Below are 15,022 nucleotides of genomic sequence, written 5' to 3'. Positions count from 1 at the left end.
TTCTGATATCTAATACAAAGGAGCCTGTCATCTTGAGATATTACGTTCTTGACCGTGGCGATCAATTGTCCGTTGAATTGAGTGAGAAATTCCATCAATTGGCCGCTAAACAAGGTCTTCAGTTGGATGCAGAGTCACCGGACATCGTCGTTTCCATTGGAGGAGACGGGACGATGCTCCATGCTTTCCATACGTTCATTGACCGTATTCCGTCAATCTCATTTGTGGGGGTACATACCGGGCATCTCGGTTTTTTTGCCGATTGGCAAGCCAATGAAATTCCTGAGCTCGTCGATATGATCACCAGACACAAAGATGAATCCTTGCTCAAGCCCCGGATCGTTCATTATCCGCTTATTGAGCTGGAGATTCAGAAGAAGTCAGGAACCTCCTCGTATATTTGTTTGAATGAATTTACGCTGAAGGGCGTGGACGGAACGATTGTCGCCCAAGTCGATATCAATGACCAAATGTTCGAAATGTTCCGGGGAGACGGATTTTGCATTTCTACGCCTTCCGGAAGCACGGCTTATAACAAAAGTCTTGGCGGAGCCATCATTCATCCTTCGATTAAAGCCTTGCAAATTTCCGAAATCGCTTCGATCAATAACCGGGTCTTCCGGACGATCGGCTCATCCTTGGTGCTTCCGAAGCATCATCATTGCGATATCTATTCGCGTAAGGAACAGAATTTACTGCTTACTTTGGATCATATCAACCATCCGATCAGCGATCTTATCTCCGTACGCTGCCAGGTAGCGAAGCAAAGCGTCAGCTTCGTCCGCTATCGTCCTTTTCCTTTCTGGAATCGGGTCCGCAATGCCTTCCTCGGATAAAAAATGGCATACCCGTGCTTTACATTAAAACGGATGTTCACTGAACATCCGTTTTCCTATATAAATTTCCCTTTTTTACCTGTATAGTAGAGTTATATATTTAGTTAATACATAGCAAAGGACGTATTATTATTATGATCAAATCATGGTACAAAACAGCTTTAATATCGCTTCTTTTTCTCGCGCTTTGCTTTCCTCAGGCCGCATATGCAGATCAATCTGACAAGCAAGCCGCAGAATTAGGCGATCTCGAAATACTCCAGGAGGTCCTTCAATACTTGAATGACAACAATATCGAGGGTGTTCAGAGAGAAGAGTTCATCGAAAACGCCATACGCGGCATGGTTTACACGCTAGACGATCCTTATTCGGATTATTTCACCAAAGAAGAGCTTGAGGAATTTGAGGGCCAGCTTAATCAGGAGTATGTCGGTATAGGAGTTCTGGTCCGTTTTATTCAAGACCAGCTCTATGTGACTGAGGTGCTCGACGGCTCTCCCGCCAAATCGGCAGGTCTGCGTAAAGGAGATATCATCGCCCAGGTCGATGGCCATGAAGTTACCAGCCCAGACGATATTTATCTCATTCAGGGCGAGGAGAATACGAAGGTGAAGGTCACAGTCAAAAGAGGGAGCAGCCAGCTAAGCTTCCAGATCACCCGTGCCCACTTCGCTTTGCCTGCCGTATCGAGCCGCCTGATATCAGCGGGCGATATTGGATATATCGCCATCTCCACATTCTCTGACCAAGCGGATGAAGAGTTTGCCGTTCATTTGAACAAGCTCCGTAAGTTAGGAATGAAGTCTCTCGTGCTCGATCTGCGCGACAATCTAGGCGGTTACGTAGAATCGGCCCAGAATATCGCCAAGCAGTTGATCAAAGACGGCGTGCTGATGTATATCGAGAGTCAGAACGGCAGACTGGAAGCCATTAAAATCACAGACGGCAGCTCGCTCGGCATGCCGGTCGTTATTTTGACCAATGAATGGACGGCCAGCGCCTCGGAAATTTTAACCGCGGCATTGCGCGATAACGGCATCGCAACGGTGGTAGGTACTCAGACGTATGGCAAAGCCCGTATTCAAAATGTTTACTCTTTATCGAACGGGGGCTCTTTGAAGCTGACGATTCTGAAATACTTAACGCCAAATCTCGAAGATTTCAATTATTTCGGCCTCGAACCAGACATCGAGGTGAACCTTAGTTCAACGGCTCAGCTTATTACGGCCATGCATCAAATCGGTCTCAAAAATATGGAAGTAAGCGGAAGTCCTTCCGAGCTGAACATAAACAACGTCTCCTTCACCGGCTACCTTGATGTCGTGCAGGAAGGAAGCAAAGTTTATGCTCCCTCCCGCGTACTTGCTGCGCTCGTACAGGGCCAAGCTTCCTGGACAACCGATACTGGAGTGCTGACGATCACCGGCGACTCAGGTAAGCAGCAGCAATTTAAACGCAGTACCGGCAGCGTTAAAATTCTAAACGACGAAACCTATATCGAGCTCCAGGAATTCCAGAAGAAATATCCTGGCATCGAGTGGAGCTATCAGAAGGGAATCTTGAAGCTGAAGATAAAAGGGAGTTAGCATTTTCCACAAAAAAGACGGTTTCCGAGCAGGTCGGAAACCGTCTATATTTTTCTCGTTTAAGCTTCTATTTTATCCATAAGCAGCCGCTGGTTACTTCATATCGGAGGCGATTTTTAGTCGGAAGCGCCCTCTGTGTTCGACGTCGGGGCCTTTGAAGCTCCCCTGTTCTCTTTATTCTCCTTCGACTTCTGAAGAACAAAATATGCGCAGCCGAAATTGCAGTACTCATTGATATAGTCCGTGATGCCCGAAAAAGCAGTATCCCGGTTCACCTTGGGATGGTTGTCCCGCAGGAAGCCTTTAAGTCTTAGCTTCTCGTAGCCCCAGTCCCCAAGAATATAATCGTACCGATCCAGCACTTCGCTGTATCTCTGCTTAAACGCCTCAGCGTCCCAAGCATCCTTGTAATTCTGAATCAGCTCGTATGTTCTGCCGCCGATCTGGATCATTCGGTATCCCCCTCTTGCCTTGCCCTTAAATTTCTGCCGGAACGCTTTCCTGACGGCTCTTCGCTGACTTAACCTGCTCATGGGCATGATAAGAACTGCGAACAAGCGGGCCGGATTCCACGTGGCTGAAGCCACGCTTCATGCCCTCTTCCTTCAGCTCAGCAAATTGCTCCGGGCGATAATATTTCTCCACATTCAAATGCTTTGGCGAAGGCTGCAAATATTGACCAATCGTCAAAATATCGCAGTCCACGGCCCGCAAATCGTCCATCGCTTGCAAAATTTCCGACCACTCCTCGCCTACGCCCAGCATAATGCTGGATTTCGTAGGGATGTCCGGCTGCATCCGCTTGGCACGCTGAAGCAGCTCCAGCGAGCGGCGGTACTTGGCCTTGGCGCGCACACGATCCGAAAGACGTTCAACCGTTTCGATATTATGGTTCAGAATATCCGGCTTGGCGTCCATAACGATTCGCAGCGAGTCCTCGTTGCCTAAAAAGTCAGGAATCAGCACCTCTACGCTGCAAAATGGCATACGGCCCCTTATAGCGCGAACCGTCTCTGCAAAAATAGTCGCACCGCCATCCTTCAAATCATCCCGCGCCACGCTAGTGACTACGCAATGGCGCAGCCCCATCTTCTCGGCAGCCTCGGCGACTCGTTCCGGCTCCTGCAGATCCAGCTCCGTAGGCATGCCCGTATTGACTGCGCAGAAGCGGCAGGCTCTGGTGCAAATATCGCCAAGGATCATGAATGTGGCCGTACGGTTCGCCCAGCATTCATATATATTTGGACAACGCGCTTCTTCACATACGGTATGTAATGTCTTCGAGCGCATCATTTCTTTAATTTCCTGATAATTGTCGCCAGTCGTCAACTTGATTCGAATCCAATCCGGTTTCGGTTCTTTAGCTAGTTTGGACAAGAATAGAGACCTTCCTTCTCTTGGATTAGGCTATAGCGCCATTATTATACCATGAATCGTCTGGAAAAACCTCCTTGGCAAATGGAATAAAAAAACATCTTTTGTCCCAACCTAAAAAAACGTTGTTTACTCTAAGGGTAATCGGCGACGGAATTTTAAAGGAGGAGATCTCACATTGAGGTCAAGCTTTTTATTCGTCAGCAGACTTATTCCCTGCTTCATTAGCATGACGGTACTGACGTCATTGTGGAGTATTCCTGGTTTTGGGGCATCGGCTGCAGAGGCTCCCGGCAAGCCAAGTTCATCTCCCCCCAAAAACGTCTATGAGCTGAGAAGAAGCCTATATGAGGAAATCGGCCTATTGACGCAGATTCCTTGGCACTGGCTTGCCGCCATAGATCAATATGAACGGACGATCACCCCGCGCAAACAGCAAAAACCGGAGTCGAACAATAAATTGATCGGTATTCGCTTTAAGGAGCCGATCTGGGCGGGACCTTTGAATCCTAACCCTAATGATACGGATCCCGCGACGATCGCCCTATTCGGCGGTATCGGCAAAGACGCGACGGCTGACGCTATAGCCGATCCCCATAATGATCGGGATGCTTTATATACGATGGCAGAGTATTTGCTTCATTTCGGCTATAGCGACGACGACATCCGAATCGCGCTCTGGCGCTATTACCAGAACGATTCATCCGTAGAGCGAATCCGCCAATTCGCCAAGATTTACAAATCCTTTGATCGAATCGACCTGTCCGCAAGTGCTTTTCCGCTTCCCGTAAAAAGCAACTATACTTACCGAGATACCTGGGGAGATCGACGCGGTTGGGGCGGCCTCCGCACTCATGAAGGAACGGATTTGTTTGCGTCCTATGGAGTGCCTGTGCGAAGCGCATGCTACGGGATTGTCGAGACTAAAGGCTGGAACCCCTATGGAGGCTGGAGAATCGGAATTCGCGACTTGAACAACCGCTACCATTACTATGCTCATCTGCAAGGCTTCGAGAAGAACATTAATATCGGCGACACCGTCACCCCCGGCCAGACCGTGGGCTGGGTGGGCAGCAGCGGGTACGGCCCTCCGGGAACGCAAGGCCGATTCCCGCCCCACCTTCACTACGGTATTTATAAGGATACCGGAACGAGGGAATGGGCGTTTAATCCGTTTCCCCTGCTGAAGCAATGGGAAAGAGCCGACCGGATGAAGCAAAACAAAAAGGGCGCCTCCTGACTGACAGGGGCCCTTTTTGCCTTCAGAGGCACTACCGTTCCTTATCCAATCGCTGCTAAAAAGACGTCCTCCCGTAGAAAGACGCCCGACTGCTGTGTATCTATTTTGCCTAGCCACCCACGCTAGGCGTCTGCCGTGATCTATCTTGCCTATCACTCATGCTCTGCTGCGCCGCTGTGATCCGAACCCGGTGAATTAGGAATGGACGGCAGGGCAATATTAGGCGCACTTACGCCGCTATCTCCGACGGGATTTCCTTTGCTATCGTAATAATACATCGGGACGTCGCCGACCACCAGCATATAGGATACGGGTATTTCGGTCTCCACCGACTGTGGCCCCATATCGAAAGGAACCACCACAGCAAGCTCCGTTCGCACGCGTAAAAATACTTCAACGAGAATCATATTGATCCCCGCTTCCTGGCGCCGTGTGTTTAAGTCGACCTTCACATCGCCTTTTGGTTCGATGCGTATCGGAATATTCGGCCCAAAGGAGGCCAGAATCGGACTGCCGAGCGCCTGGCCGAGCGGGATATGCTCTGACAATCTCGACACTTCATCAAGCGTAGACCGAACTGTCTGGATCGTATCGGACGTAATTTGCATATGCGCAGAGTAATTGAGCATAAACCCGGTGATTTTACCGGAGGAATCCGTTTTCCAATCGATGAGATTGTCAATTTGCTCCCGATTGGCCACTTGGGCCGTAATTGCCTCATTGATCGATTCGGTAGCGATTTGCTTCACCCGGATTTGGGCGAGATGCTTAATGGGCCCGATCATATTCCGCTCGACATATTGACCGAACATCAGGAACGCAACCAAGGCGACGATACAAGCGATGAACCAAATGTTTCCCCGGCTGAGCTTCCCCCTTGTTCTCCGGCTACGCCATCTTTTTCTCCTCCGCATTCTCATCCCCCTGCAGCAGTTAAATGTCTACACATACAAGTTATGCGGGACAGATGGGAAAAAGAAGGACAAAGAAATACAACTATTCGATAACAACACCAAACACACCATCAATCGACTTCATATCCATAATGAACTCTGCTGTATCCATAAGCTTAGGGATTAGAAGGTGAAATTGCATTTCCAGATAAAAACCACTCTCCCCTTCTGCCTTCCAGCTGCTTTCGATTAGGGATAGCTTCTCTGTAACAATGGCTTTCGCAGACAGTGTTTCGTTTACTTGGTGCAGAAGTCCCTTTTGGTCAGCCGCCCGAATCGTTAAAATTCTCGACTTCTTGGCCTTAAGAAACCGCTGCTCCATTTTGTTAAACAGCCACAGGATCAGGATTACGAGAACCGTAGAGATGATCGCCGCAAAGTAAAATCCTGCACCAATCGCCAGACCAATGGCGGCAACGACCCAAATGGAGGCGGCCGTCGTTAACCCCGTAATCGATTTACCTGTAAACTGAATAGTCCCCGCTCCCAGGAAGCCGATCCCCGTAATGACCGCAGTGGCTAATCTCGCCGGGTCAATTCTTACATTGGCTTCCCCTACAAAGGCGGAAAATCCGTATACCGAAAGCAGCATAATGAGTGCCGAGCCCATACATACAAGGATATGAGTTCTGAATCCGGCAGCATGATTGTTGAACTCTCTTTCAAATCCGATGAATCCGCCAAGCGCCATCGCCAGGATAAGGCGAATCAGCATCTCGGCCTGATCCAAAACCCAGGGATTACTCATGTTGTCATTCCATCCCTTTCCCGCGATATTCTCCGGGTGTAAGACCTGTCAATGATTTGAATAGTTTAGCAAAATAACTCTTGTTATCATAACCAAGTGATTCGGATATCCCTTCGACACTGTGATTGCTCCATCTCAGCAAATCCTTGGCCCGTTCAATCTTCACCCGGTTCACGTATTCTACAAAGGTCTCTCCGGTTTCTTTCTTATACATCCTGCTGAAATAACTGGCATTCATATGCAGCTCCTTAGCAATTTCTTCGAGTGAGATTTTACTATTCATATGAAGCTCAATATATCGCTGCGCCTGCATAATTTCAGGTCGTTTTGCCTGTATATATACAGAGTGTACGAGTTGAATAATCGTGTTAAGATGCTGGAGCATCCATGCTTCCAGTTCATCCAGTGAGCCTAGCTCCGCTATCGTATGATGGTACGCTTCTGTCGAGTAGCGGGTTCCAGAAGGGTTCAGTGACCCTAATCTCATCTCCATGTCGTACAAAATTTTAAGAAACCATTCCTTGACGGCTGCCGGACGACATCTATATTCACGGATCCGCTTCATCCAGTATTCCAGCGTCTCTCTCAATCTCAATTCATTTTGAACAAAGAACAACTCCAAAAATTGCTGGGATGCCTCCTTATATAACCCATTCAAGTCCTCCTCTGAAAAATCCAGAGGTTCATATGGCAGAATAGAGCCTAGCGGATAATAGAAGCGATCCTCCTCACTCCCGAGCAACAGATCGCCCACTACTTTCTTTACTTCTCGGCGATTAGAGACGGCCTCCCCCAATAAGAAGGACGCTCGCACTGACAAATATTTATGAAGGGAGTCTTGAATACTCTCTAGAACAGTCATATCTGCTTCATTAAAGTAAGCCGAAGAGACCGGAATCCACAGTACATACAACTGGGAGGAATAAGGAGTAACGGCCGCATCTGGAATTTTCCTAAGCATTTCTTCAATAATGTTCTCAACGGCTCCGGTCAGTATATTATGGCTGCCAAACTTATCCATCAAAGCATTATGATCGCCAAGATAACAAAGAACAGGGCTGTAATGGCACGGGGGAATCCTAATTCCAAAATCCGAAGCTAATTCTCCCCATTCCCTGTCGCCGAGCAGCGAGTCTTCCAGAGTCCGTTCCAGGAACACCTGCTTGCGGAGTGACCGGTTGCCAGCCTCTGAGCTCTTTAGACGATGAAAATGCTCTACCGAGCGCTTCTCCTCCTGCAACTGCACACATATTTTTTGCAGCATTTCCCGAATATAGTTCGGCTTGAACGATTCCTTCAAGATGTAATCCTGCACTCCGAGTCTTACAGCCTGCCTCGCGTACTCAAATTCATCCTGGCACGATAAAATAACCGCCCGCAGTTTAGGTTGTCTCTTGCGAAGCTGCTCGATCAATTCCAGGCCATTCATGTGGGGCATTCCGATATCGGTTATCAGAATGTCCGGCATCTCCTCTTCAGCATGTTTGAGCGCATCAATTCCATTATCATAAGAACCGATCAGCTTAAGACCCAGCTCCTTCCAAGGTATGCTTACCTGCAGAAATTCGAGTACAGGATAGTCGTCATCCACCAGCATCATCTTCAACATGTTGTCTGCTCACCTGCCTGAATCGGTATTAGAAATAAAATAAATGTACCTTGTCCCGGCTCACTCTCGATACGAAGTTCAAACCTAGGGCCATAAATCATACGCATTCGAGTATATACATTCCGCAGACCGATACCTGAGAAACTGCTGGCGGCCATTTCTTTATTTCCATCCTGGATCTCTTCTACAGTCAGACTCAGCCGCAGCCGTTCCAGCTGTTCCGAACTCATCCCTATCCCCTTATCATGAACGGCTACACACATCAGTTGACCCTCGACCCAGCTTCGCAGCGATATTTCTCCTGCGCGTTGCTGGAATCCATGAATGTAGGCGTTCTCAATTAAAGGTTGTAAGAAGAATCGCGGAACCTCCATCGTCAAAGTATCCCTGGAGGCGTCAACATCGACTGTCATATTGTCCTTATGCCGATAATTTAACAAATCAACATAATTCATCACCATTTCTATTTCCTCGATTAGCGGAATCATCGAATTGTTTCGATTGATCGTCATTCTTAACAAGGAGGAAAGGGATGCAATAATATCGGCATTCTCTTCATCCCCCTTCATAAGAACCCTTAGGCGGATAGAATTGAGGGTATTAAACAAAAAGTGAGGATTAATCTGCGCCTGAAGCATGGCAATTTCAGCTTTTCTTTTCTGCGTCTGCTCAAGCGTAATTCGTTCAATCATCAGTTCCACTTGATCGATCATATGATCGAACGACTTCCCAAGTTTCCCTACCTCATCCTTGCCTCGAATGTTAGAACGAACGCTCAAATCTCCGCTTTCCACTAGGGTCGCCACCCGCTCAAGCTTGATAATCGGTGCGGTAAATTGACGAAGCAAATATACCAGGATGACAATCAATACACAGAACATCGCTCCCTGAATAGCAAAATTGGCAGCATAAATCGCATTTACTTTGCCAACCACTGCGTCATATGGGGTATTTAATAGCAGTTTCCACTTTCCAATCGATAACGGCTGTGTAAATAAGAGACGACGTTGTCCCTCTATCGTGATCAGCACCGGATCCGCTTGATGGGGAATCCTATCCGCGTAAGCCAATTGACGACCAATCTGATCGGCGTTATGGCTGGAAATAATCATCCCATCCTCATCAATCAGCATCGTCTCTTCTTCCAAACCATCGGATGGAAACGCCCCATTGATTTCATTCTCGTAAATACTGGCAATGACATAAGCATAGGTTTTCCCTGAAGGGGTTCTTAGTGTTTTTCCAAGGGTCAGCACATAGGGATTCCGCTGCTTCTCACTTTCCAGATACGTAGGGATCGAACCCACCCAATAAACATCAAACGCTCTCATATTCGTAAGATGGCCAAACCAGGAAGTCTCCTCAAACTTTATAGGGTTGAATTCTGAATAGGGGTAGTTCGTGAACGATTTTCCGTTCGGCAGCAATATCGTTATATAAGTGCGTTCACCGCTATATGTCAAATTGTTAAGCTTGTCCGAAATAATATTCTGGCTCATCACCTCATCGGATTGATCCAGATTGGCTTCACCATTCATTTTCAGTATTCGAATAAAATCCGAGTCAAACTGAATGTAATTGCATATATAAATCATTCTTTTTAGCAGGTTGGAAATATACGTATCTGATAATTCAAGGGATTTCTTCTGTTCCTTGATCGCTTGTTCAACAAGAATGTCTTTCGTTGAATAGCTGACCGCCAGGAAAGCTGTATAGCCCGGTATAATCAGACATATCAAGCAAGCTAATATTATTTTTCTACGCAGGGACAGGGTGAACAGTCTTTTCATGATGATTGTTGACCTTCCGTAATAATGATATATAGGAGAATAAGAGAGAGACTGGGCAGTCCCTCTCCACATCATTATACACTCATTATTTATCTGTTATTGTCGACAATTTTCTGCAAAGCTTTTACCGAGTTTTGAATCGTTGTTTCCAAGTCCTGTTTGTGTAACAAGTACAGCTCATATTCGTTCTTATATGCCCCGTCCAGTTCTGCCTGATAGAAGGGAGGAATGCTCGCTTTGGCTGACTTGCTATTCTCCATCGTATAGAGCAGACTATCTTTATCCACGTTCTCAGGTGTTAACGCATTAGCTAGCACATCATCAATTTTCTTGTCCAGAACTTGTCCATTCCAAGCCGAGAACTGCTTGCCTTGAACATCGAGCCCTTTTGTCGTATAGAAACGAATAAATTGGTAGGCTTCATCCTTGTGCTTCGAGTGAACCGAGATGCCCAAAAAATCAGTTGCTGCTGGATTATAGCCAATCGGGTCTTCCTTGCTATTACGCGGATAAGGAGCAAATACCGTCTGGAACGTTGCTGGAAGCTTCTCTGTACCGCCAGACTCTGCCGCCATCCAGTTGCCAATGATGACCATCCCTACTTTACCTGTCATATACAGTTGGCGATAATGCAGCTTCTGGGATACCGCGTCTGCATAAGGAACTGCGGTTTTATCAACATTCTCCATGTTATAGCGCATTTGAAGAGATTGTCTGACCAGATCATTGTCCACATTGACGGTTCCGTCACTCAACACAATTTTGTTATTCTCCTGTTGATTGTTGAGCCATAGTGAAGCAAATTCAGGCCAGGTATGGAAGTAGGTTCCGTAACGCTTGTTTGCCCCTTCCCCCTTTGTCAGCTGCTTGGCATAATCCTGGAACTCTTCCCAAGTCCAGTCTGTAGGGACAGGCAGGCCTGCTTCATCCAGATAGGACTTGTTTAGAAGCACGAAACGATCTTCATAGCTTCCCGGTATCGCAAAAATATCACCGCCAATGGCTGCATCAGCTTTGTATTCATCCTCATATTTTACCCCCTCTTTATCAAAGAAGCTGTTTAGAGGTTCTACAAGGCCAAGACTAGCCCGACTGGAGTAAGGCTCAGGGCCATTAAAATGAACAACGTCCATATCTTCACCGGAAGACATCAGCATGTCCAGTTTGTTCATCGACTCATTAGAAGTCCCGTTCTCCATAAGTGTGACATAATCGACCTTGATTCCCGGATTCTCGGCTTCGAATGCCTTAATAATCGGTTGTACTTCCTCATCGGTATACCAGCTGTGCCACTTGATGGTGACTTGTTCTGCTGAACTATTACCGTTTTTGTTCTCCCCGCCCGCAGCGGAATTGCCTCCATTACTGTCTTTGCTGCCGCATCCGGATAGTAGACCAAGCATAAGAACTGCGGACATCGTTAATGAAAACCATTTCCTTCTCATGATGAACCCTCCTTATATATGTGAAGCTCTATCTACAAAGTAACAAATTAAGAGGGAACTGAAATTCAATTTTCTTTACCAATTCGTAGTGTTATCTTTACCTCTTTATCAAATCGTCTATTTTTATCCCTTCACTCCACCGAGTGAAATTCCTTCAATAATCTGTTTCTGCCCGAGAATGAATACGATCAAGAGCGGAAGAATAGCCGATACCGATCCGGCCATAATCAAGGAATAGAACTCGCCATGAGCATCAGCGAATTGGCTGATTCCGAGTTGTACCGTGTACTGCGAACTACTGCGCAGGAAGATAAGCGGCCCCTGATAATCATTCCATGTCCAGATAAATCGCAAAATTGCATACGTAATCACCGCTGGCTTACAGAGTGGTAACGCGATACGCATAAATATTTTGAAGAATCCAGCTCCGTCCAGCTGAGCAGACTCGATATACTCGTTGTGCACACCCATGAAAAATTGCCGCAGCATAAATGTTCCCAGAACACTGAAGCTTCCCATAAGGATCAATCCTGTGTGCGTATCGTACAAGTTTAGCTCGCGATATAAAATAAATAACGGTACTAATGTCGCTTCATGCGGAATCATATATAGCGCAAGCACCATAAAGAACACGGTGTTTCTCCCGCGGAAATCGATCTTCGAGAAACCGAAAGCCGCAAGGCTGGATACGATACATGAGAATAAGGTGGTTAATCCTGAGATCTTGATCGAATTCCAATAATAACGCAAGAAGTTCGCTTTTCCAAACCATACTTCACGGTAATTCTCTATCGCATTCCAATGTCTTGGAATCCATTCGATCGGATAATTAAACACATCTCCTTCCGGCTTAAAGGAGGCTGACAGCATCCAGATGAACGGCATCATGAACATGAGACCGGCCATGCCAAGAATTACCGTGTAGATTATCTTTTTGACGTCGATCCGATTTACGGTATTCATCTCAGTAATTCACCCACTTCCGCTGTCCATACCATTGGATCGCTGTAATCAGAAGTACACAGAAGAAGAGAACAATCGCCATCGCTGAAGAATACCCTGTCTTCAAGTTGATAAAGGCAGCATCGTACAGATCGTATACAATCGTTGATGTCGAATGGGATGGCCCCCCGTCCGTTAAGACTTTAATGAGACTGAACGCCTTAAAGGAACCGATTATGCCAGTAATCAGTAGAAAGAACGTAGTTGCAGACAACATAGGCACGGTAATTCGTCGGAATTTCACCCATCCCGTGGCTCCATCAATATCGGCTGCTTCATACAAATCCCTCGGTATACCTTGCAGCCCGGCAATATAGACAATCATGTTATAGCCCAGATCGATCCAGACCATGATAAACATGACTGAAGGAAGGGCATATGTCGGATCTGCGAGCCACATCGGCGGATTCTCAACGCCCAGCGCATGCAGCAAACTATTTGCCGGTCCGTATGACGGGTGGAAAATAATTTGGAAAACGACCGCTACCGCTACGACACTGGAAATGCCCGGCATAAAATAAATGACTTTAAATAAGTTCTTGGCGTACACTTTGCTGTTGATGATATAAGCCAGCACTAGTGAAATAGCAAGCGTTATCGGAATAACCAGCATAATCATAAAGTTGTTCATCAGTGATTGTCTGAAGCCATTATCCCCGAACAGTTGAATATAGTTGCCGATCCCAATAAATTTGATCTTGTCAAATCCCGTGACAAACCGCCAGTCAGTGAAGCTTAAGATGACCGAAGCGATAATGGGAAACAGGGTGAACACTATTATTCCAAGCAGCATGGGGGATACAAATAAATAGCCCGCCACCGTATTCCTAAGTTTCCTGTTGTTCTTTAAAAGCATGTTGCATCACCACTCTCCGTTAATAAATTTGAGAATATGCCCCTTATTATAGAAAAATGGCCTTGCATTCATAAGCTTCTATTTTTATGAATTCTAATACTATTTTTACTTATTGATTCGGATCATAGAATTGCGCAAAATAGTATTCATTTATGTAAAAATAGCGGCTTGTTCCGCACGGAACACTGTCCTATGATGGATCTCAAAATAACAGAGGAGTGACAGCAATGACAAAAAGACTTAAGATCGCCGTCATTGGCGGTGGTTCTTCTTATACACCTGAGCTGGTCGAAGGCTTCATCCAATATTACGATCAGCTTCCGGTAAGCGAATTGTGGCTCGTAGATATTAAGGAAGGACTTCACAAATTAACTACGGTCGGAGAGCTAGCCAAACGAATGGTCGAGAAATCAGGACTTCCCATCGAGGTTCATCTCACCACGGATCGCCGCAAGGCTATTGAAGGCACTGACTTCGTCAGCACACAGATGCGTGTCGGTATGCTCGAAGCGCGTGCACTTGATGAATCAATCCCTCTTAAATACAGAGTCATCGGCCAAGAGACGACCGGGCCGGGCGGCATGATGAAGGCGCTGCGGACAATTCCTGTTCTGCTGGATATTTGCCGTGACATTGAGGAGCTGGCTCCAAATGCCTGGCTCCTGAATTTCACCAATCCCGCGGGAATGGTTACGGAAGCCATCAGCCGTTATTCCAAAGTACGTAGTATCGGTCTATGCAATGCGCCGATCGGGCTGCTGAAATGGCTGTCTTCCCGATATGGCGTCTCTCCAGACCAAATCTATGCAGAGTTTACCGGACTGAACCATCTGCACTGGGTAACACGAATCGAGATTGACGGAGAGAACAAGCTCCCTGAATTGCTGCAAGATCGAGAAGGATACTCCGCCAGCAATGTGCCGCAGCATGGTTGGGATCCGACATTTCTATCCGCCCTGGGTGCCTTGCCCTCCTATTATCTGAAATATTTCTATATGACGGGGACGATGCTGGATGAGCAATTGAAATCGCATTCCGGCAACGGAACACGCGCCGAAGTCGTGAAGCGGGTAGAGAATGAACTGTTCGAACTGTATAAAAATCCCCATCTGCAAGATAAGCCGAAGCAATTAGAGCAGCGAGGCGGTGCTTATTATTCTGAAGCCGCTGTTAATTTAATGCGTTCACTCTATAATGACACCAGGGACATTCAGACCTTGAACGTCGCCAATCGAGGAATCATTGATTTCCTTCCGGATGATGCGGTCATTGAAGTCAACTGTGTCATTACGAAGAACGGGCCGCTTCCTCTGCCGATTACCGGACTGCCGGAGCATATCAAAGGACTAATTCACGCCGTCAAAACGTACGAGCGTCTGGCCATTGACGCTGCTGTCACTGGGGACTGGGAGAAGGCGTTGATGGCGATGGTTCATCACCCGCTTGTTCCTTCAGTTGAAGTCGCCATACCGCTTCTGGATGAAATGCTCGAAGCTAACAAAGCTTACTTGCCGCAATTTTTTAGAGATTAACAGCAATACAAGCACCGGATCGGCTTGATTAGCCTGCCCGGTGCTTGTATG

Annotated in this window: 13 protein-coding genes; 4 read left to right on the top strand and 9 right to left on the bottom strand. The window is 46.9% G+C overall.

What is annotated here, in order from left to right:
• The first annotated feature begins 32 nt into the window (after positions 1 to 32).
• Together ACE3MQ_RS16930 and ACE3MQ_RS16925 are read left to right on the top strand one after the other, a co-directional pair.
• Positions 33 to 836 (top strand): NAD kinase, encoded by an 804-nt coding sequence (locus tag ACE3MQ_RS16930; RefSeq protein ID WP_379394722.1) that lies wholly within the window; start codon positions 33 to 35, stop codon positions 834 to 836.
• Between the two features lie 134 nt (positions 837 to 970).
• Positions 971 to 2,422 carry a S41 family peptidase gene (locus ACE3MQ_RS16925; RefSeq protein ID WP_379394720.1) on the top strand — a complete coding sequence of 484 codons (1,452 nt, stop codon included), beginning with the start codon at positions 971 to 973 and terminating at the stop codon, positions 2,420 to 2,422.
• A gap of 116 nt (positions 2,423 to 2,538) precedes the next feature.
• On the opposite strand, the gene ACE3MQ_RS16920 is transcribed toward ACE3MQ_RS16925, so the two are convergent.
• Together ACE3MQ_RS16920 and lipA are read right to left on the bottom strand one after the other, a co-directional pair.
• Positions 2,539 to 2,874: a YutD family protein gene (locus ACE3MQ_RS16920; protein ID WP_379394718.1), complete on the bottom strand. Its 336-nt coding sequence runs from the start codon at positions 2,872 to 2,874 to the stop codon at positions 2,539 to 2,541.
• Positions 2,875 to 2,899: 25 nt separating this feature from the next.
• A complete protein-coding gene (lipA, locus tag ACE3MQ_RS16915; RefSeq protein WP_379394715.1) occupies positions 2,900 to 3,799 on the bottom strand; it encodes a lipoyl synthase in 900 nt (299 codons plus the stop codon).
• 226 nt (positions 3,800 to 4,025) lie between these two features.
• Between lipA and ACE3MQ_RS16910 the strand changes: the two genes are divergently transcribed.
• Positions 4,026 to 5,036 (top strand): M23 family metallopeptidase, encoded by a 1,011-nt coding sequence (locus ACE3MQ_RS16910; RefSeq protein ID WP_379395102.1) that lies wholly within the window; start codon positions 4,026 to 4,028, stop codon positions 5,034 to 5,036.
• Positions 5,037 to 5,188: 152 nt separating this feature from the next.
• Here the strand turns inward: ACE3MQ_RS16910 and yunB are convergent, their stop codons facing one another.
• The 7 genes from yunB to ACE3MQ_RS16875 all read right to left on the bottom strand — a co-directional run bounded on the left by yunB (position 5,189) and on the right by ACE3MQ_RS16875 (position 13,439).
• On the bottom strand, positions 5,189 to 5,950 hold the full coding sequence (yunB, locus tag ACE3MQ_RS16905; protein WP_379394713.1) for a sporulation protein YunB: 762 nt from the start codon (positions 5,948 to 5,950) through the stop codon (positions 5,189 to 5,191).
• Between the two features lie 82 nt (positions 5,951 to 6,032).
• Positions 6,033 to 6,737, bottom strand: coding sequence for an MgtC/SapB family protein (locus tag ACE3MQ_RS16900; protein WP_379394711.1), 705 nt, complete (start codon positions 6,735 to 6,737; stop codon positions 6,033 to 6,035).
• A 4-nt stretch (positions 6,738 to 6,741) separates the two neighbouring features.
• The gene (locus ACE3MQ_RS16895; protein WP_379394709.1) at positions 6,742 to 8,346 is read right to left on the bottom strand and encodes a helix-turn-helix domain-containing protein; all 1,605 of its coding nucleotides are present in this window, start codon (positions 8,344 to 8,346) and stop codon (positions 6,742 to 6,744) included.
• Positions 8,340 to 10,136, bottom strand: a complete 1,797-nt coding sequence (locus ACE3MQ_RS16890) for a sensor histidine kinase (RefSeq protein ID WP_379394707.1) — start codon at positions 10,134 to 10,136, stop codon at positions 8,340 to 8,342. The genes ACE3MQ_RS16895 and ACE3MQ_RS16890 overlap by 7 nt, the downstream gene beginning before the upstream one ends.
• An 89-nt stretch (positions 10,137 to 10,225) precedes the next feature.
• Entirely contained in the window at positions 10,226 to 11,581 is a 1,356-nt protein-coding gene (locus ACE3MQ_RS16885) for an ABC transporter substrate-binding protein (protein WP_379394705.1), read from the bottom strand.
• 123 nt (positions 11,582 to 11,704) lie between these two features.
• Positions 11,705 to 12,544, bottom strand: a complete 840-nt coding sequence (locus tag ACE3MQ_RS16880) for a carbohydrate ABC transporter permease (protein ID WP_379394703.1) — start codon at positions 12,542 to 12,544, stop codon at positions 11,705 to 11,707.
• A gap of 1 nt (position 12,545) precedes the next feature.
• A complete protein-coding gene (locus ACE3MQ_RS16875) occupies positions 12,546 to 13,439 on the bottom strand; it encodes a carbohydrate ABC transporter permease (RefSeq protein WP_379394701.1) in 894 nt (297 codons plus the stop codon).
• 227 nt (positions 13,440 to 13,666) lie between these two features.
• On the opposite strand from ACE3MQ_RS16875, the gene ACE3MQ_RS16870 reads away from it, so the two are divergent.
• Positions 13,667 to 14,971, top strand: a complete 1,305-nt coding sequence (locus tag ACE3MQ_RS16870; RefSeq protein WP_379394699.1) for a 6-phospho-beta-glucosidase — start codon at positions 13,667 to 13,669, stop codon at positions 14,969 to 14,971.
• The last annotated feature ends 51 nt before the right edge of the window (positions 14,972 to 15,022 follow it).

It is taken from the genome of Paenibacillus lentus, from assembly GCF_042714055.1.
Lineage (GTDB): Bacteria > Bacillota > Bacilli > Paenibacillales > Paenibacillaceae > Fontibacillus > Fontibacillus lentus_A.
Note: the sequence above shows the minus strand (reverse complement) of the source record. Positions and strands in the feature narration are given on the sequence as shown.

Excerpts from the sequence above, each read along its gene's own strand:
- ACE3MQ_RS16925 (WP_379394720.1), top strand. The coding sequence starts at position 971 with ATGATCAAATCATGGTACAAAACAGCTTTAATATCGCTTCTTTTTCTC.
- ACE3MQ_RS16920 (WP_379394718.1), bottom strand. The coding sequence starts at position 2,874 with ATGATCCAGATCGGCGGCAGAACATACGAGCTGATTCAGAATTACAAG.
- ACE3MQ_RS16910 (WP_379395102.1), top strand. The coding sequence starts at position 4,026 with ATGACGGTACTGACGTCATTGTGGAGTATTCCTGGTTTTGGGGCATCG.
- yunB (WP_379394713.1), bottom strand. The coding sequence starts at position 5,950 with ATGCGGAGGAGAAAAAGATGGCGTAGCCGGAGAACAAGGGGGAAGCTC.
- ACE3MQ_RS16900 (WP_379394711.1), bottom strand. The coding sequence starts at position 6,737 with ATGAGTAATCCCTGGGTTTTGGATCAGGCCGAGATGCTGATTCGCCTT.
- ACE3MQ_RS16895 (WP_379394709.1), bottom strand. The coding sequence starts at position 8,346 with ATGTTGAAGATGATGCTGGTGGATGACGACTATCCTGTACTCGAATTT.
- ACE3MQ_RS16890 (WP_379394707.1), bottom strand. The coding sequence starts at position 10,136 with ATGAAAAGACTGTTCACCCTGTCCCTGCGTAGAAAAATAATATTAGCT.
- ACE3MQ_RS16885 (WP_379394705.1), bottom strand. The coding sequence starts at position 11,581 with ATGAGAAGGAAATGGTTTTCATTAACGATGTCCGCAGTTCTTATGCTT.
- ACE3MQ_RS16880 (WP_379394703.1), bottom strand. The coding sequence starts at position 12,544 with ATGAATACCGTAAATCGGATCGACGTCAAAAAGATAATCTACACGGTA.
- ACE3MQ_RS16875 (WP_379394701.1), bottom strand. The coding sequence starts at position 13,439 with ATGCTTTTAAAGAACAACAGGAAACTTAGGAATACGGTGGCGGGCTAT.
- ACE3MQ_RS16870 (WP_379394699.1), top strand. The coding sequence starts at position 13,667 with ATGACAAAAAGACTTAAGATCGCCGTCATTGGCGGTGGTTCTTCTTAT.